This is a genomic window from Piscinibacter lacus (assembly GCF_016735685.1).
Lineage (GTDB): Bacteria > Pseudomonadota > Gammaproteobacteria > Burkholderiales > Burkholderiaceae_C > Aquariibacter > Aquariibacter lacus.
The window spans coordinates 849,273-875,047 of record NZ_JAERRA010000001.1; the positions used below are offsets into that span (position 1 = coordinate 849,273).

General features: G+C 69.1%; 22 protein-coding genes and 1 tRNA gene. 3 read left to right on the plus strand and 20 right to left on the minus strand.

What is annotated here, in order from left to right:
- Positions 1 to 25: 25 nt before the first annotated feature.
- The 11 genes from xrtB to secA all read right to left on the minus strand — a co-directional run bounded on the left by xrtB (position 26) and on the right by secA (position 15,593).
- Complete coding sequence (xrtB, locus tag JI742_RS03860; RefSeq protein ID WP_201824134.1) at positions 26 to 934, minus strand: exosortase B; 909 nt, start codon at positions 932 to 934, stop codon at positions 26 to 28.
- Positions 931 to 1,845, minus strand: coding sequence for a polysaccharide biosynthesis tyrosine autokinase (locus JI742_RS03865; protein ID WP_201824135.1), 915 nt, complete (start codon positions 1,843 to 1,845; stop codon positions 931 to 933). The genes xrtB and JI742_RS03865 overlap by 4 nt, the downstream gene beginning before the upstream one ends.
- Entirely contained in the window at positions 1,842 to 3,269 is a 1,428-nt protein-coding gene (locus JI742_RS03870; protein WP_286184037.1) for a GNVR domain-containing protein, read from the minus strand. The genes JI742_RS03865 and JI742_RS03870 overlap by 4 nt, the downstream gene beginning before the upstream one ends.
- Before the next feature lie 16 nt (positions 3,270 to 3,285).
- Positions 3,286 to 4,140, minus strand: coding sequence for a polysaccharide export protein EpsE (gene epsE / locus JI742_RS03875; RefSeq protein WP_201824138.1), 855 nt, complete (start codon positions 4,138 to 4,140; stop codon positions 3,286 to 3,288).
- Between the two features lie 22 nt (positions 4,141 to 4,162).
- A complete protein-coding gene (locus JI742_RS03880; RefSeq protein WP_236676767.1) occupies positions 4,163 to 5,200 on the minus strand; it encodes an EpsD family peptidyl-prolyl cis-trans isomerase in 1,038 nt (345 codons plus the stop codon).
- A gap of 118 nt (positions 5,201 to 5,318) precedes the next feature.
- A complete protein-coding gene (ubiE, locus tag JI742_RS03885) occupies positions 5,319 to 6,074 on the minus strand; it encodes a bifunctional demethylmenaquinone methyltransferase/2-methoxy-6-polyprenyl-1,4-benzoquinol methylase UbiE (RefSeq protein WP_201824142.1) in 756 nt (251 codons plus the stop codon).
- A gap of 16 nt (positions 6,075 to 6,090) precedes the next feature.
- Entirely contained in the window at positions 6,091 to 6,525 is a 435-nt protein-coding gene (locus JI742_RS03890; RefSeq protein ID WP_201824144.1) for a gamma-butyrobetaine hydroxylase family protein, read from the minus strand.
- Positions 6,526 to 6,642: 117 nt separating this feature from the next.
- Positions 6,643 to 7,080 (minus strand): HIT family protein, encoded by a 438-nt coding sequence (locus tag JI742_RS03895; RefSeq protein WP_201824146.1) that lies wholly within the window; start codon positions 7,078 to 7,080, stop codon positions 6,643 to 6,645.
- Entirely contained in the window at positions 7,077 to 11,114 is a 4,038-nt protein-coding gene (locus tag JI742_RS03900; protein ID WP_201824148.1) for a DUF3683 domain-containing protein, read from the minus strand. The genes JI742_RS03895 and JI742_RS03900 overlap by 4 nt, the downstream gene beginning before the upstream one ends.
- A gap of 377 nt (positions 11,115 to 11,491) precedes the next feature.
- Entirely contained in the window at positions 11,492 to 12,736 is a 1,245-nt protein-coding gene (gene argJ / locus JI742_RS03905) for a bifunctional glutamate N-acetyltransferase/amino-acid acetyltransferase ArgJ (protein WP_201824150.1), read from the minus strand.
- A 100-nt stretch (positions 12,737 to 12,836) separates the two neighbouring features.
- The gene (gene secA, locus JI742_RS03910; RefSeq protein ID WP_201824152.1) at positions 12,837 to 15,593 is read right to left on the minus strand and encodes a preprotein translocase subunit SecA; all 2,757 of its coding nucleotides are present in this window, start codon (positions 15,591 to 15,593) and stop codon (positions 12,837 to 12,839) included.
- A 189-nt stretch (positions 15,594 to 15,782) separates the two neighbouring features.
- Here secA and JI742_RS03915 point away from each other — a divergent pair, with 189 nt between their 5' ends.
- A complete protein-coding gene (locus JI742_RS03915; protein ID WP_236676768.1) occupies positions 15,783 to 16,205 on the plus strand; it encodes a flagellar hook-length control protein FliK in 423 nt (140 codons plus the stop codon).
- Here JI742_RS03915 and JI742_RS03920 read toward each other — a convergent pair.
- Positions 16,186 to 17,496 carry a hemolysin family protein gene (locus JI742_RS03920; protein WP_201824154.1) on the minus strand — a complete coding sequence of 437 codons (1,311 nt, stop codon included), beginning with the start codon at positions 17,494 to 17,496 and terminating at the stop codon, positions 16,186 to 16,188. The genes JI742_RS03915 and JI742_RS03920 overlap by 20 nt on opposite strands.
- 116 nt (positions 17,497 to 17,612) lie before the next feature.
- On the opposite strand from JI742_RS03920, the gene chrA reads away from it, so the two are divergent.
- The gene (gene chrA, locus JI742_RS03925; protein WP_201824156.1) at positions 17,613 to 18,974 is read left to right on the plus strand and encodes a chromate efflux transporter; all 1,362 of its coding nucleotides are present in this window, start codon (positions 17,613 to 17,615) and stop codon (positions 18,972 to 18,974) included.
- A 15-nt stretch (positions 18,975 to 18,989) separates the two neighbouring features.
- On the opposite strand, the gene JI742_RS03930 is transcribed toward chrA, so the two are convergent.
- The 6 genes from JI742_RS03930 to petA all read right to left on the minus strand — a co-directional run bounded on the left by JI742_RS03930 (position 18,990) and on the right by petA (position 23,294).
- Positions 18,990 to 19,065, minus strand: a tRNA-Thr gene (locus JI742_RS03930).
- A gap of 62 nt (positions 19,066 to 19,127) precedes the next feature.
- Positions 19,128 to 19,670: a ClpXP protease specificity-enhancing factor gene (locus tag JI742_RS03935; RefSeq protein ID WP_201824158.1), complete on the minus strand. Its 543-nt coding sequence runs from the start codon at positions 19,668 to 19,670 to the stop codon at positions 19,128 to 19,130.
- A 70-nt stretch (positions 19,671 to 19,740) separates the two neighbouring features.
- Positions 19,741 to 20,352, minus strand: coding sequence for a glutathione S-transferase N-terminal domain-containing protein (locus JI742_RS03940; protein ID WP_182664587.1), 612 nt, complete (start codon positions 20,350 to 20,352; stop codon positions 19,741 to 19,743).
- A 119-nt stretch (positions 20,353 to 20,471) separates the two neighbouring features.
- A complete protein-coding gene (locus tag JI742_RS03945; protein ID WP_201824160.1) occupies positions 20,472 to 21,239 on the minus strand; it encodes a cytochrome c1 in 768 nt (255 codons plus the stop codon).
- 29 nt (positions 21,240 to 21,268) lie between these two features.
- Positions 21,269 to 22,669: a cytochrome b gene (locus JI742_RS03950; RefSeq protein WP_201824162.1), complete on the minus strand. Its 1,401-nt coding sequence runs from the start codon at positions 22,667 to 22,669 to the stop codon at positions 21,269 to 21,271.
- A 22-nt stretch (positions 22,670 to 22,691) separates the two neighbouring features.
- Entirely contained in the window at positions 22,692 to 23,294 is a 603-nt protein-coding gene (petA, locus tag JI742_RS03955; RefSeq protein ID WP_201824163.1) for a ubiquinol-cytochrome c reductase iron-sulfur subunit, read from the minus strand.
- A gap of 205 nt (positions 23,295 to 23,499) precedes the next feature.
- On the opposite strand from petA, the gene mscL reads away from it, so the two are divergent.
- Complete coding sequence (gene mscL, locus JI742_RS03960; protein ID WP_201824164.1) at positions 23,500 to 23,925, plus strand: large conductance mechanosensitive channel protein MscL; 426 nt, start codon at positions 23,500 to 23,502, stop codon at positions 23,923 to 23,925.
- 24 nt (positions 23,926 to 23,949) lie between these two features.
- On the opposite strand, the gene pdxA is transcribed toward mscL, so the two are convergent.
- On the minus strand, positions 23,950 to 24,999 hold the full coding sequence (pdxA, locus tag JI742_RS03965) for a 4-hydroxythreonine-4-phosphate dehydrogenase PdxA (RefSeq protein WP_236676769.1): 1,050 nt from the start codon (positions 24,997 to 24,999) through the stop codon (positions 23,950 to 23,952).
- A 7-nt stretch (positions 25,000 to 25,006) separates the two neighbouring features.
- On the minus strand, positions 25,007 to 25,759 hold the full coding sequence (locus tag JI742_RS03970) for a Nif3-like dinuclear metal center hexameric protein (protein WP_201824165.1): 753 nt from the start codon (positions 25,757 to 25,759) through the stop codon (positions 25,007 to 25,009).
- Between the last annotated feature and the right edge of the window lie 16 nt (positions 25,760 to 25,775).

Here is a 25,775-nt window from a genome sequence, read left to right on the forward strand (position 1 = left end):
GGGTGCGGTCGCTGCGGCTGCTGGCTCAGGCACTCGGCGACGAGGTCGGGGTGCGCGTGTCCTGGCGCTTGAACAGGCGTCCGACCAGCATCAGCAAGGCGTCCATCGCGATGAAGCTGAGCAGGGCGACCAGCATCAGCACCATGCCGGCCAAACCGTGCAGGAAACCCTGACCCGCTTCATCACCCAGGTGGTAGGTGATCAGGACCAGGATGATCACGCGGATGATGTTGGCGGCGAAGGCGATCGGCGGGATCAGCAGCATCATCACCGCGTTGTGGACGATGCCCCTGCGCTGCATGATGTACATGTAGAGCACGCCCAGGGCCGTCAAGCTGAACATGGAGTTCAGGCCCGAGCAGGCATCGGCCACCAGCAACTGGTACTGGCCGACGGTCAGGGTGACGCCGGTCCGTGCGATCGGGTAGCCCGCGAAGTACAGCAGCTCTTCCGCGATCACCGAGACGTACTGCTTCAGGCTGGAGGTCGCTGCGTCGATCACGAAGCCCGGCAAGGGAATCATGAAGACCAGGTAGAGCAGCGGAAACCAGACGCGCTTCAGCAGTTCACGCCCGCCCAGCAGCAGCAGCAGCCCCGACAGGATGGGCAGTTGCGCCGCGAAGACAAAGATGGAGAGGTCGAGCGCGCGACCGCCGAGGTAGATCAGCAGGCCGAGCACGAGCAGCGGCCAGCCCATGGGCGAGCCTTGCCCGATGCGCCCCACGATGAGTTCGCGCTCGCGGTAGAACAACCAGGCGACCACCGCGAGCACGATGGTGCCGTGGCCATGCTCCTCGCTCTGCCAGATCGTCTCCAGCGCCCAGGCATAGACGGGGCCATAGAGCACCAGGAAGGCAAGCAGCACCAGCCCGAGCGCCATCTGAGCCGGACCGAGGCCGGGCAGCAGCTTCATCGTCTGGCCCGGACCGCTCATGCCACGCGGGCCTTCTGCGGCTTCTTCTTGCTGACCGGCACGTCGACCAGCACCGAGCCGACCGTCGGTGCACCCACGTCCGACAGCGCGCCGATCATGTTGCTGAACAGCTTGGATCGGGTCTGGTGGCTGCGCGCCACGGCCAGCGCGGCGCCGGTGAAGCGGGCCATCAGCAGCGCATCGTCACCCAGCTCGAAGGCCGGCGTGTCGATGATCACCACGTCGAAGGTCGACATGCTCTGTTCGAGGATGCGGTCGATCGATGAGGTGCCCAGCAGCTCGGACGGATTGGGCGGCGTGGGGCCGGCAGGCAGCACGGCCAGGCCCGGCAGGCCGGGGATGAAGCTCACCGCGCGGTCATGCAGCCGCCCGGCCAGCAGGCTGGATAGGCCGGAGCCGCCCTCCAGCCGGAAGAGCTCGTGCTGGCGCGGGTTGCGCAGGTCGGCATCGATCAGCAGGGTGCGCTCGCCCACCTGGGCAAAGGACACCGCCAGGTTGGCCGCGAGATGGCTGCGGCCGTCGCCGCGCGAGGTGCTCACCACGCTCAGCGCGGTGCGCTTGCCCGGGGCATTGAACCAGCGCATCTGCAACTGGCTGCGCAGTGCGCGGATCTGATCGCCCTCGACGCCGAAGGGCCGGTAGGCCGCGACCACCTCGTCGCTGACGGGCTTGTTCGGGCCCGTCGGCAGGAAGGGGTAATTGAACTGAAGCGACAGGGCGTAGAGCACGTCCGCCTCGGTCAGCACCCCCAGCCGGATGCCGGCTTCGCCGAATCGCAGGCCCTCGGTCTTTTGCATCTGCAGGACGCGCTCGGCGTCCTGCGGGCTCAGGATGCCCGCGTCGACCAGGATGGCGCCGATCGAGCGATCGGCTGTCCTGGCCTTGGAATAGTTCATGGTGGCTGCGTTCAAGACGACTCTCCGTTCATCGTCAGCTGCGGGGCCGGGCGAGCGCGCGGGCGCATCAGCGCGATCGGCACTGCCGCCCGGCTGCCACGCTTGGCCGTCGGCGAGATCACGCCCAGCAGCGGAATGCCTTCGATGTCGTTCAGGTCATTGGCTTCGCGGACCCGGCGGTCGAGCATTTCAAGGCCCAGGGCCAAGGCGACTGCAAGCACCACGCCCAGTGCAGCGGACAGCAACACATTGACTGCGACGCGAGGCTTGGCGGGCACCAGCGGCTCGATGGCCGGGCTGATCACCCGGGCATTGGACTGCTCCGACTTGCCTTCCAGGTTCAGCTGGTTGCGCCGGTCGGCCACCGAGAAGAAGGCCTTCTGGGCGCTCTCCACGTCTCTTTGCAGGTTGGAGATTTCGTCGAGCTGGGTGCGCATGGCCAGCACGGTGCGCTTCTGCTGCTCGACCAGGGAACGAAGCTCCTCGACCTTCTGGCCCGACTGGCGGCTGATACTGGCGGTGGCGCCACTCACCCGGCGCATTTCCGCGCTGAGTTGGTCGCGCAGGCCACTGATCTGCGCCTCAAGCAGGACGCGCTGGGGATGGCGCGAGCCCACCACGCTGCTGATCTCGGTCAACTTGGATTCGGCCGAGGCAAGCTGCGACTTCAAGCCCTGAACGGCTTGGCTGTCCTGGATGTCCGGCGACGTCTCGATGCCGGAGTCCCGCTGGCGCGCCGCGAACTCGGTGCGCTGGGCCATGGCCTGCGCAAGCTGCACATTGAGCGATTCGAGACGGGCCGACTCGGCGTCGATGCGCTGCGGCGAGGCGACGATGCCGTGCTTGTTCTGGTAGGCCGTCAGCCTGGCTTGCGCTTCCTCGAGCTGCTTGCGCAGCGACTCGGACTGCGACTCGTAGTATTCAGCGAAGTCCTTGGCCGGCTCGGTGCGCAGCGAGGAACTGGTGGCGATGTAGGCCTGCGCGAAGGCATTGGCTGCTGCCGCAGCGAACTTGGGATCCTGCGATCCGTAGGCCACAGTCACCACATTGCTGTAGCGACCGCCTTGAACGGACAGATTGTTCAGAAGGAGTTCGCCGAAGTAGCGGTCCATCGGCACCTTGCCCTCGGTCTCTGCCCGCCAGTTCTCCAGGGATTCGGCATGACGGTCCATGCCCAGCAACTGAACGGCCTTGGCCGCCACCCGTTCGCTTCGGATGATGTCCGACTGCGTGCCCAGGTAAGACGTTGCTGCGATGGCCGGCATGAAGGCGGACATCAGCGGATCGGACCGCATCTCGATGATCAGCGAGGTCTCCGCGACATAGACCTTGGGCAACAGCAAGTTGACCCCCAGGGTGCCGCCGGTGATCAACAGGACGAGGGCCAGCATCATCTTCCAGCGCAAGCGCAGGATGCTGATGAGTTGTTGAAGATTCATGGTGGGTCCTGCTCAATCAGAAGATCGACTCGCGCACATAAATGATGTCGTCCGGGCGAAGCAGATCGTTCATGCCGGGTTCGAGCACTTCAATCTTGCCGTCGGCCTTGCGGCGGTTGACACGCAGGCCCTTCTCGGTGCCGCGCGGGGTCAGGCCACCGCCGGCTGCCAGGGCCTGCATCAGCGTCATGTTGCGCTCGAGTCGCATGACGCCGGGTTTCTGGATCTGGCCGTAGATGTAAATCTGCGGCGCGCGGTCGACGAAGAGCACGTCGCCGTTCTGGAGCTCGATGTCGGCCGTCGTGTCCTGGGTCGGGCCGAGCACGGCGGGCATGTCGATTTCCTTGCGGAAAGGCTTGCCTTCGCGAACACCGGACAGCACCAGGGTGTCCGAGCCCGTCGGGGCCACGCCACCGGCCTGGGCCAGCACTTCCATCAGCTTGGTGCCACCCACTTCGAGCGGATAGCGGCCGGGCTTGCCGACCTGGCCGAGCACGGCCACCAGGTTCGCGCGGATCTGGGCCAGCAGCACCGTGACCTGCGGCTCCTTGACGAAGTCGCCCAAACGCAGGCCGTCGGCAATCGCCTTCTCGGCATTCGATACCGACAGGCCGCCGATGCGCACGCTGCCGATCAGCGGAAAGCGGATGGTGCCGTTCTCGTTGACCCGAGCCTCCAGGCCCAGGTCCGGGTTCTGGAAGACCGTCACCTTGATCACGTCACCCGGGCCGATGACGTATTCGCTGCGGTCGGCCGCCGAGGCAGCCTGGGCCACCGGGGCCTGAGCCTGGGCGTGCAGGGGTTGCGCCAGCAGGGCCACGGCAATGACGCTGCCCGTGGCCAGGGTGCGGAGGAAAGGAAAGACGTGCATCAAAAACTCCGGCTTCGGAAACTCACTTCAGGCCGCGGACACCGCGGTCGAGCATGTCATTGCTGGTGGCATCGGCGGCGGACGCCGGTGCCGGGGTGGGCGCAGGCGCGGGGGCCGGCGCTTGTTGTTCGGCAGCGGGCGGTGTCGGCAGGTCAAGCGCGTTGGCAGAAGCAGCTTCCGGGCCGCCGCTCGGCCGTGCGTCCTTCATGTCGGCGAACTTGCCCAGGTACTCCACCTTGCCGACATCCCTCAGGCCCTTGAGGTCCTTGGTGATCAGCTCGCGCTTGCGTTCGTTGATCAGGAAGCGCTCGATCGCGGGGCGGGCCTGCGCCTCGGTGACCGGCGCGTTGCGTGACGAGGCCAGGTAGATGACCTGCAGATTGGTGCCGCTGAGGTTGAGCATCACCTCGCCGTCACGCATCTTGGCGAAGCGGCCGATCGAGGCCAGCGGAATCTGCTCGGCCGAACGCACGGCCTGCGAGGCGCGCACCTTCTGGCCGCTTTCGCTGAGGATCTTGGCGATCTGGGTCGGATCCTTGGCTTTGGCCAGTTGGGCTTGCAGGGCCGTCAGGGCCTCGGCGGGACCCTCGACCAGGAACTCCTGCAACTGGAAGATGCGGCGCTCGCTGAACAGGGCCGGGTTCTTCTCGTAGTAGGCGGTGATTTCGGCCGCGCTGGGCGGGCTGACACCGTTGCCGATGCGGTCGATGTAGGCGCGGGAGATGATCTCCCGCCGGGCCGCGTCGAGCGCCTGCACCACGGCCGGGTCGCGGTCCATCTTCTGCTCGATGGCCTTCTGGACGGTCAGCTCCTGGTCGACCAGCCGATCCAGGACGAGCCGGCTGGCCGACTCCATCTGCTCGGGCTTCAGGTTCTGCTGGCGCTGGAGCATGAAGTTGATCTGGTGGACCGAGATCTCTTCCTTGTTCACCCGGGCCGCGATCTGGGACGCCGGCTTGTCCTTGTCCTCTGCGCCCCCGCAGGCGGCCAGCAAGAGGGCGCTGGCGAGGACACCCAGGTGGGCGCGCAGGCGGAAGTTGGCGGTACGGGCTCGGGGCATGGGGCTCATCGCACAGGTCCAGGATGGGGTTTGAAGGAGTGGGGCAAACAGGATCGCGGCCAGCGCGGGCTCAGGGTGGACGCCGGCCAGACCACGGCCCGCCGGATTCCGTCCCACGTCAGGCACTGGCCGGACCGGCGCCGCAGCGTAGACCAACATGCAGCGCCACCACCCCCCCACTGAGGTTGTGTACGTCGACGTGACCGAAGCCTGCGGTCTTCATCATGGCCTTGAGTTCCGCTTGCCCGGGATGCATGCGGATCGATTCAGCGAGGTATCGGTAGCTATCGGCATCGCCCGCCACAAATTGACCCAGGCGCGGCAGGACCTTGAAGGAATACCAGTCGTAGGGCGTTTCCAGCGGCTTGGCGACTTTCGAAAACTCCAGCACCAGCAGGCGACCGCCGGGCTTGAGCACGCGGTGCATTTCGGCCAGGGCACGCGCCTTGTCGGTCATGTTGCGCAGGCCGAAGGCGACGCTGACGACATCGAAGCTGCCTTCGCGGAAGGGCAGTTGCTCGGCGTCGCAGAGCGTGGTGGGCAGCACCGTCCCGGCATCGTGCAGCCGGTCGCGACCGCAGCCGAGCATGGCGGCATTGATGTCGGTGTGGACGACGGTGCCCTCGGGGCCGACGCGGCGGGCGAAGCCCTCGGCCAGGTCGCCGGTGCCGCCGGCCAGGTCCAGCACCCGGTCTCCGGGCCGGACCCGCGCCACCGCCAGGGTGTAGGCCTTCCAGACCCGGTGCAGGCCGAGCGACATCAAGTCGTTCATCAGGTCGTACTTGCGCGCGACCGAGTCGAAGACGCCGCGTACCCGCTGGGCCTTCTCGCGGGCCTCGACCGTCTGGAAACCGAAGTGCGTCTGTTCTGTCATGGCGGAAGGGCCGGGCTCAGTGGCTGCACGCGCCGCTGCCGCAGCCCCCGCCGGAGGCGCTGGCCGCGTCCTTCATCGGCGCATCGCGGTCCAGGCCGGCGGCGGCCAGGCGCTCCAGATGGGCCTGCCACAGCGCATCCTGGTTGCAGGCCAGGTGGTGCAGGTAATCCCAGGCATAAAGGCCCGAGCTGTGACCGTCGGAAAAAGTGGGTTGAATCGCGTAATGGCCGACCGCCTCAATCTCGACGATGCCCACCTCGCGCTTGCCGGTTTGAAGGGTTTCCTGCCCGGGACCGTGGCCTTGCACCTCGGCCGAGGGAGAAAGCACCCGCAGGAATTCAAAAGGAAGCCGGTAGCTCCGGCCGTCTGCATAGCCGATCTCCAGCACGCGTGACTGCTGATGCACGGTCAGCGCGGTCGGAATGGGGGTGTCGTCTTGAAGGCCAGCCATGGTTCGTGTCGGCTCGGGGCCACACCATTCAACGTTGCAGGGATCGGGCCAGATGCAGGTCCGACAAGCCGCTTAGTGTAGCCAGCCGCCATGACGGCTCCACGGCTTCGTGCACCGTCAGGGGGCGAGCCGTTCACGGATCCGGTGCCACACGGCGGGCTGCGCCGCGGCCCAGGCCGCTTGCCGGGCCGGGTCGACGCTGCGTTGCGCCGGGGCCCAGATCGGCGCCGGCCAGCGGCTGTCCGCATGGTCGCGGGCGATCACATGCCAGTGCAGGTGCGGCACCATGTTGCCCAGGCTGGCCAGGTTGATCTTGGCCGGTACCAGCAGCTCGCGCAGCACCTGCTCGACACTCAGCACCGCGGCCATCAGCCGGGCCTGCTGGCCGGCGTCCAGCTCGCTCATCTCGGCGACATGCGCGTTCCAGACCACGCGGTAGAAGGCCGGGACCTCCGGCTCCGCGGCCTGGATCACGCGCAGCTCCTCATTGCGCCAGACCAGCGCGCCGCCGTCCCCGGCGCAGAGCTCGCAGGGCGTGGCAGCGGCGGCGTTCACAGCAGCACCCGCTCGATGCCGCCCGCATTGGCGCGACGCACGTAGTCGGGCAGCCACTGCTCGCCGAGGATCTGGCGGGCCATCTCGACGACGATGTAGTCGGCTTCCAGCAGGCCATTGACCTTGCCCTCGCCGCCACCCTTCAGGTCGCCCTCGTAGCGCGACAGGCCCTGCAGGCAGCTCGGGCAGGACGTCAGCACCTTGACCGTGCCGCCCTCGGCCAGCTTGCCGCCGGCTTGCAGCGCGGCGGCGGACTTGCGCAGCTCCTCGGTCTTGCGGAAGCGCACCTGGGTGGCGATGTCAGGCCGCGTCACGCCCAGCGTGCCGCTCTCGCCGCAGCAGCGTTCGCTGGCCTGCACCTCGGGGCCGAGCAGGGCCTGCACCGTCTTCATCGGCGCTTGCAGCTTCATCGGGCTGTGGCAGGGGTCGTGATAGAGGTAGTTCGCACCGCTCGAGGCCTGGGGCAGGGTGATGCCCTTTTCCAGCAGGAACTCGTGGATGTCGATGATCCGGCAGCCGGGGAAGATGTCCTCGAAGCGATAGCCTTGCAACTGGTCGTAGCAGGTGCCGCAGCTCACCACCACCGTCTTGATGTCCAGGTAGTTCAGCGTGTTGGCCACGCGGTGGAACAGCACCCGGTTGTCGGTGATGATCTTGTCGGCCTTCTCGAACTGGCCGCTGCCGCGCTGCGGGTAGCCGCAGCACAAGTAGCCCGGCGGCAGCACGGTCTGCACACCGGCCTCCCACAGCATGGCCTGGGTGGCCAGGCCGACCTGGCTGAACAGGCGCTCCGAGCCGCAGCCCGGGAAGTAGAAGACCGCCTCGCTGTCGGCCGTGGTGCGCGCGGGGTCGCGGAGGATCGGCACGTAGTTGCGGTCCTCCACATCCAGCAGCGCGCGGGCCGTCTTCTTGGGCAGGCCGCCCGGCATCTTCTTGTTGATGAAGTGGATGACCTGCTCGCGGATTGGCGCCGCGCCCAGCGTGGCCGGCGGCGCGGCAGTCTGCGCCTTGGCCAGCGGCTTGAGCAGATCGTTCATGAAGCGCTGGACCTTGAAGCCCACGCCGACCATGGCGCTGCGGGCCAGCTTGATCGTCTCCGGATTGCGCGCGTTCAGGAAGAACATCGCCGCCGCATTACCGGGGCGGAAGCTCTTCTTGCCCATCTTGCGCAGCAGGTGGCGCATGGCCATCGACACATCGCCGAAGTCGATCTTCACCGGGCAGGGGCTGGCGCACTTGTGGCAGACCGTGCAGTGGTCGGCCACGTCCTCGAACTCCTGCCAGTGCTTGAGGCTGACGCCGCGGCGGGTCTGCTCCTCGTAGAGGAAGGCCTCGATCAGCAGGCTGGTGGCGAGGATCTTGTTGCGCGGGCTGTAGAGCAGGTTGGCGCGCGGCACATGGGTGGCGCAGACCGGCTTGCACTTGCCGCAGCGCAGGCAGTCCTTGACGCTGTCGGCAATCGCGCCGATGTCGCTTTGCTGCAGGATCAGCGACTCATGCCCCATCAGGCCGAAGCTCGGCGTGTAGGCGTGGCTCAGGTCGGCCGGATGCAGCTCGGCCGCCGCGGCGCCGTCCGGGCCGGCGGCCCGCAGCGCCTGCTGGGCGCCGCCGCGCAGCAGCTTGCCGCGGTTGAAGCGGCCTTCCGGATCGACGCGGCGCTTGTATTCGGCAAAGGGGGCCAGCTCCTCGTCGCTGAGGAACTCCAGCTTGGTGATGCCGATGCCATGCTCGCCCGAGATCACGCCGCCCAGGCTGCGCGCCAGCGCCATGATGCGGGCCACCGCCTCATGGGCGGTCTGCAGCATGGCGTAGTGGTCGCTGTTGACCGGGATGTTGGTGTGCACATTGCCGTCGCCGGCATGCATGTGCAGGGCCACCCACACGCGGCCGCGCAGCACCTCCTGGTGGATCGCGCGGCAGGCCGCCAGCACCGGCGTGAAGGCCGCGCCGGCGAAGAGCTGCTGCAGCGGCGCGAGAAGCTGGGTCTTCCACGAGGCACGCAGGCGCCCGTCCTGCAGATGCTCGCAGACCAGGCCCTCGGCCTCGATGCGCAGCGCGCCGGGCAGGGCCGCCACCGGCCGGTCCAGGCCGTCCAGCCAGGCCTGCCACTGCGCCTGCACGCCGGCGACCAGGGCCAGCGCGCGGGCGGCGCGGTCCTCGAGCAGCTCGGCGCTGGCGATCTCGGCGGCATCGTCGGTCTTGCCCAGCGGCAATTGGCCGGCGGCGAAGAAGTCGCCCAGCCGGGCGGCCAGCTCCAGCTTGTTGCGCAGGCTCAGCTCGATGTTGATCCGCTCGATGCCATTGGTGTAGTCGCCCATCCGCGGCAGCGGGATGACGACGTCCTCATTCACCTTGAAGGCATTGGTGTGCTTGGCGATGGCCGCGGTGCGCTTGCGATCCAGCCAGAACTTCTTGCGCGCCTCGGCGCTGACGGCGGTGAAGCCCTCGCCGCCGCGGGCGTTGGCGATGCGCACCACCTCGCTGGCGGCGCGCGCCACGCTGGCCTCGTCGTCGCCGACCAGGTCGCCGATCAGCACCATCTTCGGCAGCTTGCCGCCGCCGCGCTGGCTCTTGGTCGCGTAGCCGACCGCCTTCAGGTAGCGGTCGTCCAGATGCTCCAGGCCGGCCAGCAGCACCGGCGCCTGGCCTTCGGCGGGCTGGGCCAGGGCGGCCATCCGGTCCTTGATCTCGACGATGGCCGGCACGGCATCGCGCGCATTGCCGAAGAACTCCAGGCAGACCGTGCGAGCATGCGCCGGCAGGCGGTGCACGATCCAGCGCGCGCTGGTGATCAGGCCGTCGCAGCCTTCCTTCTGGATGCCCGGCAGGCCGGCCAGGAACTTGTCGGTCACGTCCTTGCCCAGGCCCTCCTTGCGGAAGACGCGGCCCGGGATGTCCAGGCGCTCGGTGCGCAGCACGCTGCGGCCGTCGCTGTCCAGGTGGCGCAGCTCGAAGCTCGCCACCTCCACATCATGGATCTTGCCGAGGTTGTGGTTCAGGCGGACCACCTCCAGCCAGGTGGCCTCGGGCGTCACCATCTTCCAGCTCGCCAGGTTGTCCAGCGCGGTGCCCCAGAGCACGGCCTTCTTGCCGCCGGCATTCATGGCGATGTTGCCGCCGATGCAACTGGCCTCGGCGCTGGTCGGGTCGACCGCGAAGACATGGCCGGCGCGCTCGGCCGCATCGGCCACCCGCTGGGTGACGACGCCAGCCTCGCTGGCCACCGTCGGCACCGGCGCGTCCAGGCCGGGCAGGCGGACCCACTCCACCTCGCTCATCGCTTCGAGCTTCTCGGTGTTGATCACCGCGCTCTTCCAGCTCAGCGGCACGGCGCCGCCGGTGTAGCCGGTGCCGCCGCCGCGCGGGACGATGGTCAGGCCCAGCAGGGTGCAGCCGGCCACCAGTTCGGCCATCTCGGCCTCGCTGTCGGGCGTCAGCACCAGGAAGGGGTATTCGACCCGCCAGTCGGTCGCATCGGTCACGTGCGACACCCGCGAGAGCGCATCGAACTTGATGTTGTCGCGCGCGGTGTGGCGGCCCAGCACGCGCAGGGCGCGGCGGCGCAGCAGGGCGCTTTCGTCGAAATGCGCGGCAAAGCGGTCGACCGCGGCGCGCGCGGCGGCCAGCAGCGCGCTGACCATCGCATCCCGCTCGGGGTTCTTCGGCTGGCGGCGCTTTTCCACCTCGGCCAGGCGGTGGTGCAGGGCCTCGATCAGCAGGCCGCGCCGCTTGGGGCTGCCCAGCAGATCGTCCTGCAGATAGGGATTGCGCTGCACGACCCAGATGTCGCCCAGCACCTCGTAGAGCATGCGGGCCGAGCGGCCGGTCTGGCGCTCGCCGCGCAGCAGCAGCAACTGCTCCCAGGCGGACGGGCCCAGCAGCCGCAGCACGATCTCCCGGTCGGACAGCGAGGTGTAGTTGTAGGGGATTTCGCGCAGGCGGATCGACGAGTGGGCCGCGTCGATCGGAGCCGGCTCGGTGGTCCCGGTGAGGCTCTGGGCCTGCACACGGTGGAGCGGGTGCGGTGCGTTCATGGACTCCGGCGCCCCGAAGAAGCGTAGGCGCGGGGGTGGGATGCTAGCGCAGTCCCGGGGAAACCCTGGGGTCCGGGGGATGGGCTTGGACTGCCCGGCCGCGCGAGACGCGTCCAGGCCTTCGCCCTGCGGGCTCTGACTGCCCTTGCGTGCGAGACACGCAAGGGCCTTCGCCAGGCACCGGCCCGCCCGCAGGGGCGGTCCGGTGTCCGGGCTTGGACTGCCCGGCCGCGCGAGACGCGTCCAGGCCTTCGCGAGGCAGATGCCGGCCCGCAGGGGCCGACATCTGTCCCTGCTTGGACTGCCCTTGCGTGCGAGACACGCAAGGGCCTTCGCCAGGCACCGGCCCGCCCGCAGGGGCGGACCGGTGTCCGGGCTCAGCTCCGGTAATCGGCGTTGATGGTGACGTAGTCGTGCGAGAGGTCGCAGGTCCACACCGTGGCGCGCGGGCGGTTCTCGCCGGCCGGGGCGCGGCCCAGGTCGACCTTGACGGTGATCTCGGCCTGCTTCATCACGCGCTGGCCGTCGGCCTCCCGGTAGTCGGGATGGCGGCCGCCGCGGGTGGCCACATGCACCTCGTCGAGCCACAGCTCGATCAGGGTCTGGTCCAGGTCGGCAATGCCGGCATAGCCGACGGCGGCCAGGATGCGGCCCAGGTTGGGGTCGCTGGCGAAGAAGGCCGTCTTGACCAGCGGCGAGTGGGCGATGGCATAGGCCACCTGCCGGCACTCTTCCTTGGTCTTGCCGCCTTCCACGCGCAGGGTGATGAACTTGGTCGCGCCCTCGCCGTCGCGCACGATGGCCTGGGCCAGTTGCTCGGCCACCGAGATCACGGCGGCGCGCAGCGCCAGGCCGGCCGGGCTGTCCAGGCTGTCGATCTCGTCGTGCGCGGCCTGCCGGCTGGCGATCAGCAGGAAGCTGTCGTTCGTCGAGGTGTCGCCGTCGATGGTGATGCGGTTGAAGCTGCGGTCCGCGGCCTCGCGCACCAGCTCCTGCATCAGGCGCGGGGCAATGTTCGCGTCGGTCGCGATGTAGCCCAGCATGGTCGCCATGTTCGGCCGGATCATGCCGGCGCCCTTGGCGATGCCGGTCACCGTGACCAGCTGGCCGCCGATGCCGATCTGCCGGCTGGCCGCCTTGGGCAGGGTGTCGGTGGTCATGATGGCCTCGGCGGCCGTGGCCCACTGGTTGGTCTTCAGGTCGGCAAGCGCGGCGGGCAGGGCCGCCTCGATGCGCTCGACCGGCAGGGTCTCCATGATCACGCCGGTCGAGAAGGGCAGCACCTGCTCGGGCGACAGGTTCAGGTGGCGGGCCAGCGCGATGCAGCCCTGGCGGGCGCGGACCAGGCCGTCCTCGCCGGTGCCCGCATTGGCATTGCCGGTGTTGATCAGCAGGGCGCGCACGCCGTGGCCGGCGGCCAGATGCTCGCGGCAGACCTGCACCGGCGCGGCACAGAAGCGGTTCTGCGTGAAGACGCCGGCCACCGCGCTGCCTTCGGCCAGGCGCCAGACGCTCAGGTCGCGGCGGCCGGCCTTGCGGATGCCGGCCATCGCCGTGCCGATCTCGATGCCGGGCACCGGCAGCAGGGTCGAGGGATGGGGGGCAGTCAGGTTCACCGGCATCGCGGGCTCCGTAGAAAGCGCAGGGGGTCGATGAAAACCGGGGCCTTGGGGCCCCGGGTGTCGAAAGCTTCGGCCAGCCCCGCTTGGGGCCGGGCCCGCATCATGCGAGCTTGCCGTGACAGGCCTTGTACTTCTTGCCGCTGCCGCAGGGGCAGGGGTCGTTGCGGCCGACGCGCGGGGCGGGCGGCGCGGCGGTGGCCGGGTCGGTCTCGGCGCTGACCGAACCGTCCTCGTTGGGATGGGTGTAGGTCACGTTGGCGAACTGCTCGGCCCGGGCCTCGACAGCCTCGGTGGCGCGCTCGGCCTCTTCGCGACTGCCAATGACGACGGTCAGCAGCAGCTTGCTGGTCTGGTCGCGCACGGTGTCGAGCAGCTTGGAGAAAAGCTCGAAGGCCTCGCGCTTGTATTCCTGCTTCGGGTTCTTCTGGGCGTAGCCGCGCAGGTGGATGCCCTGGCGCAGGTAGTCCAGCGCCGAGAGGTGGTCGCGCCAGTGCTGGTCCAGGGACTGGAGCAGCACGCTGCGCTCGAAGGGCGCGAACTGCGCGCGGCCGGCGAGGGCCACCTTCACCTCGTAGGCAGCATCGCCGGCCTGCACGACGCGCTCGACGATGTCCTCGTCGGTCACCGCCTCGGCCCCGGCCACCCAGCTCACCAGCTCGACCGGCAGCTGCCACTCGTCGCGCAGGGCGGATTCCAGGCCTGGCAGGTCCCACTGCTCCTCGACGCTTTCGGCCGGCACGAAGGTCCGCACCACATCGGTCAGCGCGCCGCGGCGCAGGTGGGTGATCTGCTCGCCGATGTCGCTCGATTCGAGGATCTCGTTGCGCTGCGCGTAGATGACCTTGCGCTGGTCGTTGGCGACGTCGTCGTACTCCAGCAACTGCTTGCGCATGTCGAAGTTGCGCGCCTCGACCTTGCGCTGCGCGCCCTCGATGCTGCGGCTGACGATGCCGGCCTCGATGGCTTCGCCCTCGGGCATCTTCAGCCGATCCATGATGGCCTTGACCCGGTCGCCGGCGAAGATGCGCATCAGCGGGTCTTCGAGCGAGAGGTAGAAGCGCGAGGCGCCCGGATCGCCCTGGCGGCCCGAACGGCCGCGCAACTGGTTGTCGATGCGGCGGCTCTCGTGCCGCTCGGTCGCGACGATGCGCAGGCCGCCCGCGGCCTTGACCTGAGCATTCAGCGCGACCCACTCGTCCTTGAGCTGCTGGATGCGGGCGGCCTTGTCGGCTTCCGACAGCGCGGCATCGGCCTCGATGAACTGGCACTGCTTCTCGACATTGCCACCCAGCACGATGTCGGTGCCGCGGCCGGCCATGTTGGTGGCGATGGTGATCACGCCAGGCCGGCCGGCCTGGGCGACGATCTCCGCCTCGCGCGCATGCTGCTTGGCGTTCAGCACCTGGTGCGGCAGGTCCGCCGCTTCCAGCATCTTGGCGATCAGCTCGGACTTCTCGACCGAGGTCGTGCCCACCAGCACCGGCTGGCCGCGCGCATGGCAGTCGCGGATGTCCTCGACCACGGCATTGAACTTCTCGCGGTCGGTCTTGTAGACGAGGTCGAGCTGGTCCTTGCGGACGGTCGGCCGGTTCGGCGGGATGACCACCGTCTCCAGGCCGTAGATCTCCTGGAACTCGTAGGCCTCGGTGTCGGCCGTGCCCGTCATGCCGCCCAGCTTGGCGTACATGCGGAAGTAGTTCTGGAAGGTGATCGAGGCCAGGGTCTGGTTCTCGGGCTGGATGGCCACGCCTTCCTTGGCCTCCACGGCCTGGTGCAGGCCGTCGCTCCAGCGCCGGCCGGCCATCAGCCGGCCGGTGAACTCGTCGACGATCACCACCTCCGGCCCGTGCTGGCCGGGCTGCACGACATAGTGCTGGTCGCGGTGGAAGAGGTGATGGGCCTTCAGCGCGGCATACAGGTGATGCATCAGGCTGATGTTGGCCGCGTCGTAGAGGCTGGCCCCCTCCGGCAGCAGGCCGGCCTGCTGCAGCAGTTGCTCGGCCTTCTCGTGGCCGTCCTCGGTCAGGAAGACCTGGTGGGTCTTCTCGTCGGCGGTGAAGTCGCCGGCCTCGATCACGCCCTCGCCGGTGCGCGGGTCGGCTTCGCCGATCTGGCGCTTGAGTTGGGGGATGACGGCGTCGATCTTCAGGTAGAGGCTGGTCTGGTCCTCAGCCTGGCCGCTGATGATCAGCGGGGTGCGGGCCTCGTCGATCAGGATCGAGTCCACCTCGTCGACGATCGCGAAGTTCAGGCCGCGCTGCACGCGGTCCTGCACCTCGTGGACCATGTTGTCGCGCAGGTAGTCGAAGCCGTATTCGTTGTTGGTGCCGTAGGTGATGTCGGCGCCGTAGGCGGCCTGCTTCTCCTCGCGCGTCATCTGCGCGAGGTTCACGCCCACGCTCAGGCCCAGGAAGTTGTAGAGCACGCCCATCCACTCGGCGTCGCGGCGGGCCAGGTAATCGTTGACGGTGACGACATGCACGCCCTGGCCCGACACCGCATTCAGCACGACCGGCAGGGTCGCCATCAGGGTCTTGCCCTCGCCGGTGCGCATCTCGGCGACCTTGCCGGCATGCAGGGCCATACCGCCGATCATCTGCACGTCGAAATGGCGCATCTTCAGCGCCCGCTTGCTGCCCTCCCGCACCAGGGCGAAGACCTCGGGCAGCAGGGCGTCCAGGCTCTCACCCGCGGCATGGCGGCTCTTGAAGCGCGCCATCTCCTCCCGCAGGGCCTCGTCGGCCATCGGTTCGTAGCGCGGCTCAAGCGCATTGATCTGCGCGACGACCTTGCGGTACTGCTTGAGCAGGCGGTCGTTGCGACTGCCGAAGATCGAAGTGAGGAGCTTGGGCAACATGCGGGGCAGGCGTCGGAAAACGCATCGGAAATCCACCGCCGCGAGAGTGCGACGGGGCGCCGCATCCCATGCATGCATCGCATCGGCCCGGCAAGGGCCCGCAGGGCGCGGACAAAGCGCGGCAGTCTAGCACCGGGCTTTTGACCGTCCGGCCCGCGCGGGAGGGGCCGCCTTATGATCCGCCGCAGCATGTCGCAGACCCCTTCCCGCCCCAAGCGGCCCGCCTCGGCGCTGGCGCGGCACCGGGTGGCCTCGGGCGGGCCGGCGGTGCCGGCCGCGCTGCCCATGGCCGAGGCCCTGGCCCGCTCGGGCCCCTTGCAGGACCTGATGAACCGCCTGCGTGCGGCCGAAGCCCGCGTCGCGGTGGTGCGGGCGCTGCTGCCGCCGGCCCTGGCCGAGCGGGTGCAACCCGGGCCGCTGGAGGCCGATGGCAGTTGGTCGCTGATCGCGCCGAATCCGGCCGCCGCCGCCAAGCTGCGGCAATGGCTGCCGACCCTGGCCGCCGCGCTCAAGGCGCGCGGCCTGGGCGAGGGCGCGGTCGCGGTGCGGGTCGGCGGCCGGGCGGTGCCGGCGCCGCCCGGGCCGGCGGGCTTCAGCCGTCGCCGTCCCTAGCCTCGGCGCCGGGCAGGGGGCTGGCCAGCACCTTGTCGATGCGCTTGCCGTCCATGTCGACGACCTCGAAGCGCCAGCTTTCCCACTCCACGGTGTCGGTGGTGGCGGGCACGCGGCCCAGCAGGAACATCATCAGCCCGGCCAGGGTGTTGTAACGGCCGCGGTCCTCCTCGGGCAGCTCGCGCAGCAGCAGGCGGTCCTTCAGCTCGGGCACGGGGATCAGGCCGTCGACCAGCCAGGAGCCGTCCGCGCGCTGCACCGCCCAGGCGGCCTCGCCCGGCGTGGGCGCGAATTCGCCGGTGATGGCTTCCAGCACATCCTGCAGCGTGACCAGGCCCTGCACCTCGCCGTATTCGTCGATCACCAGGGCCAGGTGCACATCGGCCGAGCGGAAGTGGTCGAGCAGCTCCATGCCGCTCTGGGTCTCGGGCACGAAGACGGCGGCTTGCAGGTCGCCGGCCAGGTCCAGCGGCTCGCCGCGCAGGCTGCGCGCAAGCAGGCTGCTGGCGCTGGCGATGCCGATGATGTCGTCGAGCCCGCCGCGGCAGACGGGAAAGCGGCTGTGCCCGGCGCTGCCGAGCTTGAGCAGATTGGTCTCCAGCGGCTCAGCTAGGTCGAGGTAGACGATGTCGGCCCGCGGCACCATCAGCGACAGGATCTCGCGCTCGTCGAGCCGGAAAACATTGCGCACCATCTGGTGCTCCTGCTGCTCGATCACGCCGGCGTCCGAGCCCTCGGCCAGCAGGGCCTCGATGTCTTCCTCGGTCACGGCCGAGTTGTTCTGGTTGCGCACGCCGAACAGCCGCATCATCAGCTCGGTCGAGCCGGTCAGCAGGCGCACGAAGGGCTTGGCCAGGGTGGCCAGCATCAGCATCGGCCGGGCGACGATGCGGGCGATCGGCTCGGGATTGATCTGGCCCAGGCGCTTGGGCAGCAGCTCGCCGAGCACGATGGAGAAGTAGGTGATCGCGAAGACCACGGTCGCGGTGGCGGCCAGGTCGGCAGTCTCTTCGGCGATCTCGAAACGGGCTTGCAGACTGTCGGACAGCGGTCCGGCCAGCGCAGCTTCGCCGACGATGCCGTTGAGCACGCCGATCGAGGTGATGCCGATCTGGATGGTCGACAGGAAGCGGGTCGGATGCTCGCCCAGTTCCAGCGCGGCGGCGGCGGACCGGTCGCCTTCGTCCACCATCTTCTGCAGCCGTGCCCGGCGCGCGGTCACCAGGGCGATCTCGCTCATCGCGAACAGGCCGTTCAGGACGATGAGGCCGAACAGTAACGCTATTTCCATGGGGTGCAGCGCGGGGCTGCCGGGGTCGGGATGGTCGGATTTTGTCAGGGCCCGCCCGACGCGCCGCGCCCGGCCGACCTTGCCCGACGGCGGCCCGCCGCAGGGACACTGCACCCATGCGCCCTCCCCATGATCCGGCGGCTTCCGAGGCCCGCCCCGCCCCGCCCGGCCCCGTGCCGCTGCCCCAGGCCCTGGCCTACTGGCTGCGGCTGGGCTGCATCAGCTTCGGCGGGCCGGCCGGGCAGATCGCGCTGATGCATGCCGAGCTGGTCGAGCGGCGGCGCTGGATCTCCGAGCGGCGCTTCTTCCATGCGCTGAACTACTGCATGGTGCTGCCCGGCCCCGAGGCGCAGCAGCTCGCCACCTACCTGGGCTGGCTGATGCACGGCCGCTGGGGCGGGCTGCTGGCGGGCGGCCTTTTCGTGCTGCCTTCGCTGCTGCTGCTGGTGGCGCTGAGCTGGATCTACCTGCGTCACGGCAGCCAGCCCCTGGTGGCCGGGGTGCTGGCCGGCATCCAGCCGGCGGTCGTGGCCCTGGTGGCGGTGGCGGCGCTGCGGATCGGCCGTCGCAGCCTGCGCGATCCGCTGTGGATCGGCATCGCCGTGGCGGCCTTTCTCGCGCTGGAGCTGGCTGGCCTGCCTTTCGTGCTGATCGTCGCCGGGGCGGCCGCGTCTGGCACCCTGGCCCTGCGCTGGCGACCGCAGGCCCTGCACGCCGGATCGGCGGCGGAGGGGGGCGCAGCGCTCGGCGCACCGCCCGCCTGGATCGACGACGACAGCCCGCCGCCGCGGCATGCGCAGCTCAGCCTGTCCGCGGCCCTGGGGGTGCTGGCCTGCGGCCTGGCGCTGGGTGGGGCCGGCCTGGGGCTGCTGGCCGGGTGGGGCGGTACCGACGGCCTGCTGGTCGAGTTGGCCCTGTTCTTCACCCAGGCCGCGCTGCTGAGCTTTGGCGGCGCCTATGCGGTGCTGCCCTTCCTCGTGCAGGGGGCCGTCGAGCAGCACGGCTGGCTGACGGCCTTGCAGATGCTGGATGGCCTGGCCCTGGGCGAATCGACCCCCGGCCCGCTGATCATGGTGGTCGCCTACATCGGCTTCCTGGCCGGCGCCGGGCGCGAGCTGCTGGGGCCGGACACCCTCTTCCTCTCCGGCCTGCTGGCGGCGACGGTGGCCACGGCTTACACCTTCCTGCCGTCCTTCGTCTTCATCTTCCTCGGCGCGCCCTTCATCGAACGCAGCCGCGGGCGGCTGGGCGTGATCGCGCCGCTGGCCGGCATCCATGCCGCGGTGGTCGGGGTGATTGCGAGCCTGGCGCTGTTTTTCGCGCGGCAGGTCATCTGGCCGGCCGGCTCGGGCTTCGATGCCGTGGCGGCGGCCCTGGCTCTGCTGTACTTCGGCTTGCTGGCCCGGGGATGGATCGGCGTGCTGCCGCTGATCGCGCTGGCCGGCACCCTGGGTGCCCTGCGCAGCCTGCTGGCCTGAGACCGGGGCGAAGGGTGGTGCCGACTGTCCGAATCGAACGGACGACCTGCTGTTTACAAGACAGCTGCTCTACCAACTGAGCTAAGCCGGCGGCTGCCCGGATTCTAGGAGCGGGTCCGGCCCGCGGGCCGGGCCGTCAAGCCGCACATGGCCTCACTTGATGCGCTTGAGCGCGGGGCGGCGGGGCGCCTTGCCGCCGGCCGGAGCGGGCGGCGGCTCGGGCGTGGGCTCATCCTCGGTCGAGCTGCTCTCCGGGGCCGGGGCCAGGCGCAGACCACCCTCGCTGGCCGGGCCGAAACGGCCGGCTTCACGCGGCGGCGTGGCGGCTTGCAGGCCGGGCGGCAGCCGGCCGGTGACATCGTTGGGCGCGGGAAAGGCCATGCCCTGGCCGTTCTCGCGAGCATAGATGGCCACCACATGATCGACCGGCACGATGATCTCGCGCGGCACGCCACCGAAGCGCGCCTTGAAGCGGATCTCCTCGTTGCCCAGCTCCAGGCCGCTGGTCGCGTCGAAGCTGGTGTTCAGCACGATTTCCTGGTTCTTCACGAACTCGGCCGGCACCTGCACCGTCGCGTCGACATGGACGGCGAGGTAGGGCGTGTAGCCGTTGTCCGTGCACCAGTCGTGCAGGGCGCGGATCAGGTAAGGGCGGGTGGATTGCCCCGGGCCCTCGGGTCGCAGCGGGATGTTCATGGGCGGGCTCTCCGTGCGGGGGTGGCGCGGGCCGCGCCCTCGCCCCGAAGGCGTGGCGCGGCAGTCCGCATCACTTGCGCATGACCTTCTCGGACGGCGTCAGCGCCTCGATGTAGGCCGGGCGCGAGAAGATGCGCTCGGCGTACTTCAGCAGCGGCAGCGCATTCTTCGACAGGTCGATGCCGTAGTAGTCCAGGCGCCACAGCAGCGGCGCGATCGCCACATCGAGCATGCTGAAGTCGTCGCCCAGCATGAACTTGTTCTTCAGGAAGATGGGCGCGAGCTGGGTCAGTCGGTCGCGGATCTGGCTGCGCGCCTTCTCCAGCATCTTGTCGGTCGCCTTCACGCCCCGGCCTTCGAGCGCATTCACATGGGTGAACAGCTCCTTCTCGAAGTTGAAGAGGAAGAGCCGCACGCGGGCGCGCGCCACCGGGTCGCCGGGCATGAGCTGCGGGTGCGGGAAGCGCTCGTCGATGTACTCGTTGATGATGTGCGACTCGTACAGGATGAGGTCGCGCTCCACCAGGATGGGCACCTCGTTGTACGGGTTCATCAAGGCGATGTCTTCCGGCTTCGCGAACAGGTCGACGTCGCGGACCTCGAAGTCCATGCCCTTCTCGAACAGCACGAAGCGGCAGCGGTGCGAGTAGGGGCAGGTGGTGCCGGAATAAAGGACCATCATGACGTCGGGCTCCTGTCTTTGTTCGTTCTGTCTCTCGGAAAACACGAAGCGGAGCAGGCGTCCGAACGCCTGCTCCGCCCTCACCCGGGCCGCCTCGGCGGCCCGTTCAGATCACACGCTTACTTCACTTCTTTCCAGTAGGCGGCATTCAGTCGCCAGGCGATGACCATGAAGACCGCCAGGAACAGCAGCACCCACACGCCCAGTCGGACCCGCTGCTGGGCCACCGGCTCGCCCATCCAGGTCATGTAGGCGACCAGGTCGGCCACAGCGTCATCGTAGGCCTGCGGGCCCAGCTTGCCGGGGCTCAATTGCTCGTAGCCGGCGAAGACCGTGTGCTTCACGGCCGGATCATGGTCGTCCGCGACTTCCTTGTACACCGCGGCGCGCTGGCCTTGCAGCTCCCACAGCACATGCGGCATGCCCACGCCGGGGTAGGCGAGGTTGTTCCAGCCGGTCGCCTTGCTGTCGTCGCGGAAGTAGGTGCGCAGGTAGGTGTAGAGGTAGTCGGCGCCGGTGCCGTTCTTGCCGGAACGCGAGCGGGCGATCACCGTCAGGTCGGGCGGCAGGCCACCGAACCAGTCCTTGGCGTCCTTCGCATCCAGGGCCACCTTCATGGTCTCGCCGATCTTGTCGGTGTTGAACATGAGGTTGGCCTTGATCTGCGCATCGCTCAGGCCCAGGTCGCGCAGCCGGGTGTAGCGCATGAAGGCCGCGGCGTGGCAGTTCAGGCAGTAGTTGGTGAAGAGCTTGGCGCCGTGCTGCAGGGCGGCCAGGTCGGTCAGCTTCTTCTCGGGGAAGGTGTCCCAGGCGATGCCTTCCGAGGCGGCGCGCGCGCCGCCCACGGTGGCCATCAGCGCCAGGAAGAGGGCAAGGAGCTTCTTCATGATGGAGGGTTTTCTCTCGGCGGAAGGCTTCAGTGCGCGGCGAAGACCACGCGGTCGGGCACCGGCTTGAAGTTGCCCAGGCGCGTCCACCAGGGCATCAGCAGGAAGAAGCCGAAGTACACCAGGGTGCCGATCTGCGAGAGCAGCTCGCCCATGGGCGAGGGCGCCTGGATGCCAAGGTAGCCGAGGATGACGAAGAAGACCACGAAGATGCCGTAGAGCGCCTTGTGCCAGTCCGGACGGTAGCGGATCGAGCGCACCGGGCTGCGGTCCAGCCAGGGCAGGAAGAACAGGATGACGACCGCGCCACCCATCACAACCACGCCCCAGAACTTGGCTTCGAAGGTCTTCAGCAGGGCCACGCCGACCAGCGCGCCGATCACCAGCATCAGCTTGCCCTTGGACGAGTAGCCGCCCTTGAGCAGGCTCAGCACCACGCTCAGGCCGATGATCACGCACAGCACGTCGATCATCGGATCGGTCGTCGCGCGCAGCATCGAGTAATAGGGCGTGAAGTACCAGACCGGGGCGATGTGCGCCGGGGTCTTGAGCGGGTCGGCCGGGATGAAGTTGTTGAACTCCAGGAAGTAGCCGCCGAACTCGGGCGCGAAGAACACGATGGCCGTGAAGATCATCAGGAAGCCCGAGACCCCCAGGATGTCGTGCACCGTGTAGTAGGGATGGAAGGGGATGCCGTCCAGGGGTTTGCCCGTCGCATCCTTGTGCGCCTTGATGTCGACGCCGTCCGGGTTGTTCGAGCCGACTTCGTGCAGCGCGATGATGTGCGCCACCACCAGGCCCAGCAGCACCAGCGGCACGGCGATGACGTGGAAGCTGAAGAAGCGGTTCAGGGTGGCGTCGCTCACCACATAGTCGCCGCGGATCAGCAGGGCCAGGTCGGGGCCGACGAAGGGCACGGCCGCGAACAGGTTCACGATCACCTGCGCACCCCAGTAGGACATCTGGCCCCAGGGCAGCAGGTAGCCCATGAAGGCCTCGGCCATCAGGCACAGGAAGATTGCGCAGCCGAAGATCCAGACCAGCTCGCGCGGTTGGCGGTAGCTGCCGTAGATCAGCCCGCGGAACATGTGCAGGTAGACCACCACGAAGAAGGCCGAGGCTCCGGTCGAGTGCATGTAGCGCACCAGCCAGCCCCAGGGCACGTCGCGCATGATGTATTCGACCGAGGCGAAGGCCAGGGCCGCATCCGGCTTGTAGTGCATCACCAAGAAGATGCCGGTGACGATCTGGATCACCAGCACCAGCAGCGCCAGCGAGCCGAAGAAGTACCAGAAATTGAAGTTCTTCGGCGCGTAGTACTCGGAGAGGTGCTCCTTGTACATCTTGGTCGCCGGGAAGCGGTTGTCCACCCAGTTCATCAGCTTCTGGGCGGCCGGCGCGTTCGCCGGGACGGTCTTGAATTCAGCCATGGTTGCCTCGTGATACTCGCGTTCAGGCCTTCTTGGCTTCACCGATCCGCAGGACGGTGTCGCTGACGAAAGTGTAGGGAGGCACTTCGAGGTTGTCCGGCGCAGGCTTGTTCTTGTAGACCCGGCCGGCCAGGTCGAAGGTCGAGCCGTGGCAGGGGCAGAGGAAGCCGCCGGCCCAGTCGGCCGGCAGCGAGGGCTGGGCGCCGGGGGTGAAGCGGTCCACCGGCGAGCAACCCAGGTGCGAGCAGATGCCGACCGCGACGAAGACCTCGGGCTTGATCGAGCGCCAGGTGTTGCGGGTCTCCTCCATGGGCGTGACCTCGGCGGCCTTGCGCTCGGAGTTCGGGTCGGCGACCAGGGCCTCGGTGGCCTTGAGCGACTCAAGCTGCTCGGGCGTGCGGCGGATGATCCACACCGGCTTGCCGCGCCATTCCACGGTCAGCTTCTCGCCCGGTTTCAGGGCCGAGATGTCGACTTCGATGGGGGCGCCGGCGGCGCGGGCGCGCTCCGACGGTTGCAGGGTGCTGACGAAGGGCACCGCGACCGCAGCCCCGCCGGCCACGCCGGCACAGGTGGATGCGATCAACCAGGTGCGCTTGCCCTGATCGACGGTCTGATCACTCATGAGGATCCTCGGCAAAAACGTTGGCAAGGCGGGACATTGGGGTCAACCCGAAATTCTAGACCAGCCACACCGCCGCGCCCCGGATGTCCGAGGTTGCCGCTTGCCCGCCCTGGGGCATCGGCCGCGGCGGCTTGCTTGACGCGTCCCGGCGCTGCGGAATACTCGCGCCGCCGGGGCCGTCCCGGCGACGGGCCGGAGGATGGGCATGGGCGTTGTCGACGAGTTCAAGCAGTTCGCGATCAAGGGCAATGTGATCGACCTTGCCGTGGGCGTGATCATCGGCGGCGCCTTCGGCAAGATCGTCGACTCGATGGTGGGCGACATCATCATGCCCCTGGTCAGCCAGCTCTTCGGCGGCCTCGACTTCAGCAGCTACTACCTTGCGCTGGCCGGCCAAGCGCCCGGCCTGCCGCTGGCCGAGGCGCGCAAGGCGGGGGCGGTCTTCGCCTATGGCAACTTCATCACCGTCTCGCTGAACTTCCTGATCCTGGCTTTCGTGATTTTCATGATGGTCAAGCAGATCAACCGCCTGAAGGCCAGCGAGCCGCCGCCCCCGCCGGCCGAGCCGGCGCCGCCGCCCGAGGACATCGCCCTGTTGCGCGAGATCCGCGACGCGCTGAGCCGGCGCTGAATCCGCGCCGCCTTGGGCCGTGGCTCAGGCCCCGGCCAGGCGGCGGGCCATTCGCGCGGCGGCGATCAGGCTGGCCGGGTCGGCGCAGCCAAGGCCGGCCTTGTCGAAGGCGGTGCCATGGTCCGGGCTGGTCCGCACGAAGGGCAGGCCCAGGGTCACGTTCACGCCCTGCTCGACGCCGAGGTACTTCACCGGGATCAGGCCCTGGTCGTGGTACTGGGCGATCACCAGGTCGAATTCGCCGGCCCGGGCCCGCATGAAGACGGTGTCCGGCGCGAAGGGGCCCTGGGCATCGATGCCCTCGGCCCGCGCGGCGGCCACGGCCGGCGCGATGTGGCGGATCTCCTCGTCGCCGAACAGGCCGCCCTCGCCGGCATGCGGGTTCAGGCCGGCCACCGCGATGCGCGGCCGCGGCTGGCCCCAGCCGGCCGCCGCGGCATGGGCGATGCGGATCGTCGCCAGCACGTTCTCCGCCGTGACCTGTTCGATCGCCTGGCGCAGCGCGACATGGATGCTGACCAGCACGGTCTTCAGCTCCTCGTTGGCCAGCATCATCCGCACCGGCGGCAGCGCCTCGCCCGGCCGGCCGCCCTCGGCTTGCAGCAACTCGGTGTGGCCGGGGTAGGGCTCGCCGGCCGCGGCCAGGGCTTCCTTGTGGATGGGAGCGGTCACCAGGGCGGCGGCCTGCCCGGCGCGCACCTGGGCGATGCCGGCGCGGATGCAGGCCGCAGCCGCCCGGCCGGCGTCGGCCGCGATGCGGCCGGGCGGCTGCGCGGCCAGGCCCGCCGGCAGGCCCGGCACCGGCCAGACCGGCAGCACGCCGGGCGGCAGGTCCAGGGCATCGGCCGGCTCGCCGATCAGCGCGACGGGCAGCGGCAGCACGGCGGCATGGGTGGCCGGGTCGCGGGCGTTGTCGGCCGCGGCCACCCAGGCGGCGGCGCGGCGCATCACCGCCGCATCGCCCAGCACATAGCCGCCGGGCACATCGCCTTGCGCAAAGGCGCGCACCAGGATCTCGGGCCCGATGCCGTTCGGGTCGCCCATCGTCAGGGCCAGGGGGAGCGGGGCGGGCATGCGGGGCTCAGGCCGGGTTGTCGATGTCGATGAAGCGGTGGCTCAGGCCGAATTGCGCGGCCAGGTGCTCGCCCAGGGCCGGCGCGCCGTAGCGCTCTGTCGCATGGTGGCCGGCGGCCAGGAAGGCCACGCCGGTCTCGCGCGCCAGATGGGCCTGGGGCTCGGAGATCTCGCCGGTCAGGAAGGCGTCCGCGCCGGCCGCGATCGCAGCCTCGAACCAGCCCTGCGCCCCGCCGGTGCACCAGGCGATGCGCGCCAGCGGCCGACCATCGCCGGTCACGACGGTGGCAGGGCGGCCCAGCGCGGCCTCAATCCGCTGCACCAGCTCGGCCAAGGGCAGGGGCTGGGCCGGCTCGGCCAGGGCGCCGAGCTGCTGCTCGCCAAAGCGACGGGCCACTGCCAGGCCCAGGCGCTGGCCGAGCTGGGCGTTGTTGCCTAGCTCGGGGTGGGCATCCAGCGGCAGGTGGTAGGCGAACAGGTTCAGGTCGGCCGCGATCAGCCGGGCCACCCGGGCCTTGAGCCAGCCGGTCAGCCGGCCGTCCTGGCCGCGCCAGAACAGGCCGTGATGGACCAGCAGCGCATCGGCGCCGTCGGCGATCGCGGCTTCGATGAAGGCCAGGCTGGCGGTCACGCCGCTCACGAGGTGGCGGATCTCCGCCCGGCCCTCGACCTGCAAACCGTTCGGCCCATAATCCTTGAACCGATCCATCTCCAGCAGGCGGCCTGCATAAGCCTCCAGCGCCCCACGCGTCGTCGTCATCGGCTGCCCTGCTTCC

Bases quoted from the DNA above. Each gene is read 5' to 3' on its own strand.
- xrtB (WP_201824134.1), bottom strand. From the start codon at position 934: ATGAGCGGTCCGGGCCAGACGATGAAGCTGCTGCCCGGCCTCGGTCCG.
- JI742_RS03870 (WP_286184037.1), bottom strand. From the start codon at position 3,269: ATGAATCTTCAACAACTCATCAGCATCCTGCGCTTGCGCTGGAAGATG.
- epsE (WP_201824138.1), bottom strand. From the start codon at position 4,140: ATGCACGTCTTTCCTTTCCTCCGCACCCTGGCCACGGGCAGCGTCATT.
- JI742_RS03880 (WP_236676767.1), bottom strand. From the start codon at position 5,200: ATGCCCCGAGCCCGTACCGCCAACTTCCGCCTGCGCGCCCACCTGGGT.
- ubiE (WP_201824142.1), bottom strand. From the start codon at position 6,074: ATGACAGAACAGACGCACTTCGGTTTCCAGACGGTCGAGGCCCGCGAG.
- JI742_RS03890 (WP_201824144.1), bottom strand. From the start codon at position 6,525: ATGGCTGGCCTTCAAGACGACACCCCCATTCCGACCGCGCTGACCGTG.
- JI742_RS03900 (WP_201824148.1), bottom strand. From the start codon at position 11,114: ATGAACGCACCGCACCCGCTCCACCGTGTGCAGGCCCAGAGCCTCACC.
- argJ (WP_201824150.1), bottom strand. From the start codon at position 12,736: ATGCCGGTGAACCTGACTGCCCCCCATCCCTCGACCCTGCTGCCGGTG.
- secA (WP_201824152.1), bottom strand. From the start codon at position 15,593: ATGTTGCCCAAGCTCCTCACTTCGATCTTCGGCAGTCGCAACGACCGC.
- JI742_RS03915 (WP_236676768.1), top strand. From the start codon at position 15,783: ATGTCGCAGACCCCTTCCCGCCCCAAGCGGCCCGCCTCGGCGCTGGCG.
- JI742_RS03920 (WP_201824154.1), bottom strand. From the start codon at position 17,496: ATGGAAATAGCGTTACTGTTCGGCCTCATCGTCCTGAACGGCCTGTTC.
- chrA (WP_201824156.1), top strand. From the start codon at position 17,613: ATGCGCCCTCCCCATGATCCGGCGGCTTCCGAGGCCCGCCCCGCCCCG.
- JI742_RS03935 (WP_201824158.1), bottom strand. From the start codon at position 19,670: ATGAACATCCCGCTGCGACCCGAGGGCCCGGGGCAATCCACCCGCCCT.
- JI742_RS03940 (WP_182664587.1), bottom strand. From the start codon at position 20,352: ATGATGGTCCTTTATTCCGGCACCACCTGCCCCTACTCGCACCGCTGC.
- JI742_RS03945 (WP_201824160.1), bottom strand. From the start codon at position 21,239: ATGAAGAAGCTCCTTGCCCTCTTCCTGGCGCTGATGGCCACCGTGGGC.
- JI742_RS03950 (WP_201824162.1), bottom strand. From the start codon at position 22,669: ATGGCTGAATTCAAGACCGTCCCGGCGAACGCGCCGGCCGCCCAGAAG.
- petA (WP_201824163.1), bottom strand. From the start codon at position 23,294: ATGAGTGATCAGACCGTCGATCAGGGCAAGCGCACCTGGTTGATCGCA.
- mscL (WP_201824164.1), top strand. From the start codon at position 23,500: ATGGGCGTTGTCGACGAGTTCAAGCAGTTCGCGATCAAGGGCAATGTG.
- pdxA (WP_236676769.1), bottom strand. From the start codon at position 24,999: ATGCCCGCCCCGCTCCCCCTGGCCCTGACGATGGGCGACCCGAACGGC.
- JI742_RS03970 (WP_201824165.1), bottom strand. From the start codon at position 25,759: ATGACGACGACGCGTGGGGCGCTGGAGGCTTATGCAGGCCGCCTGCTG.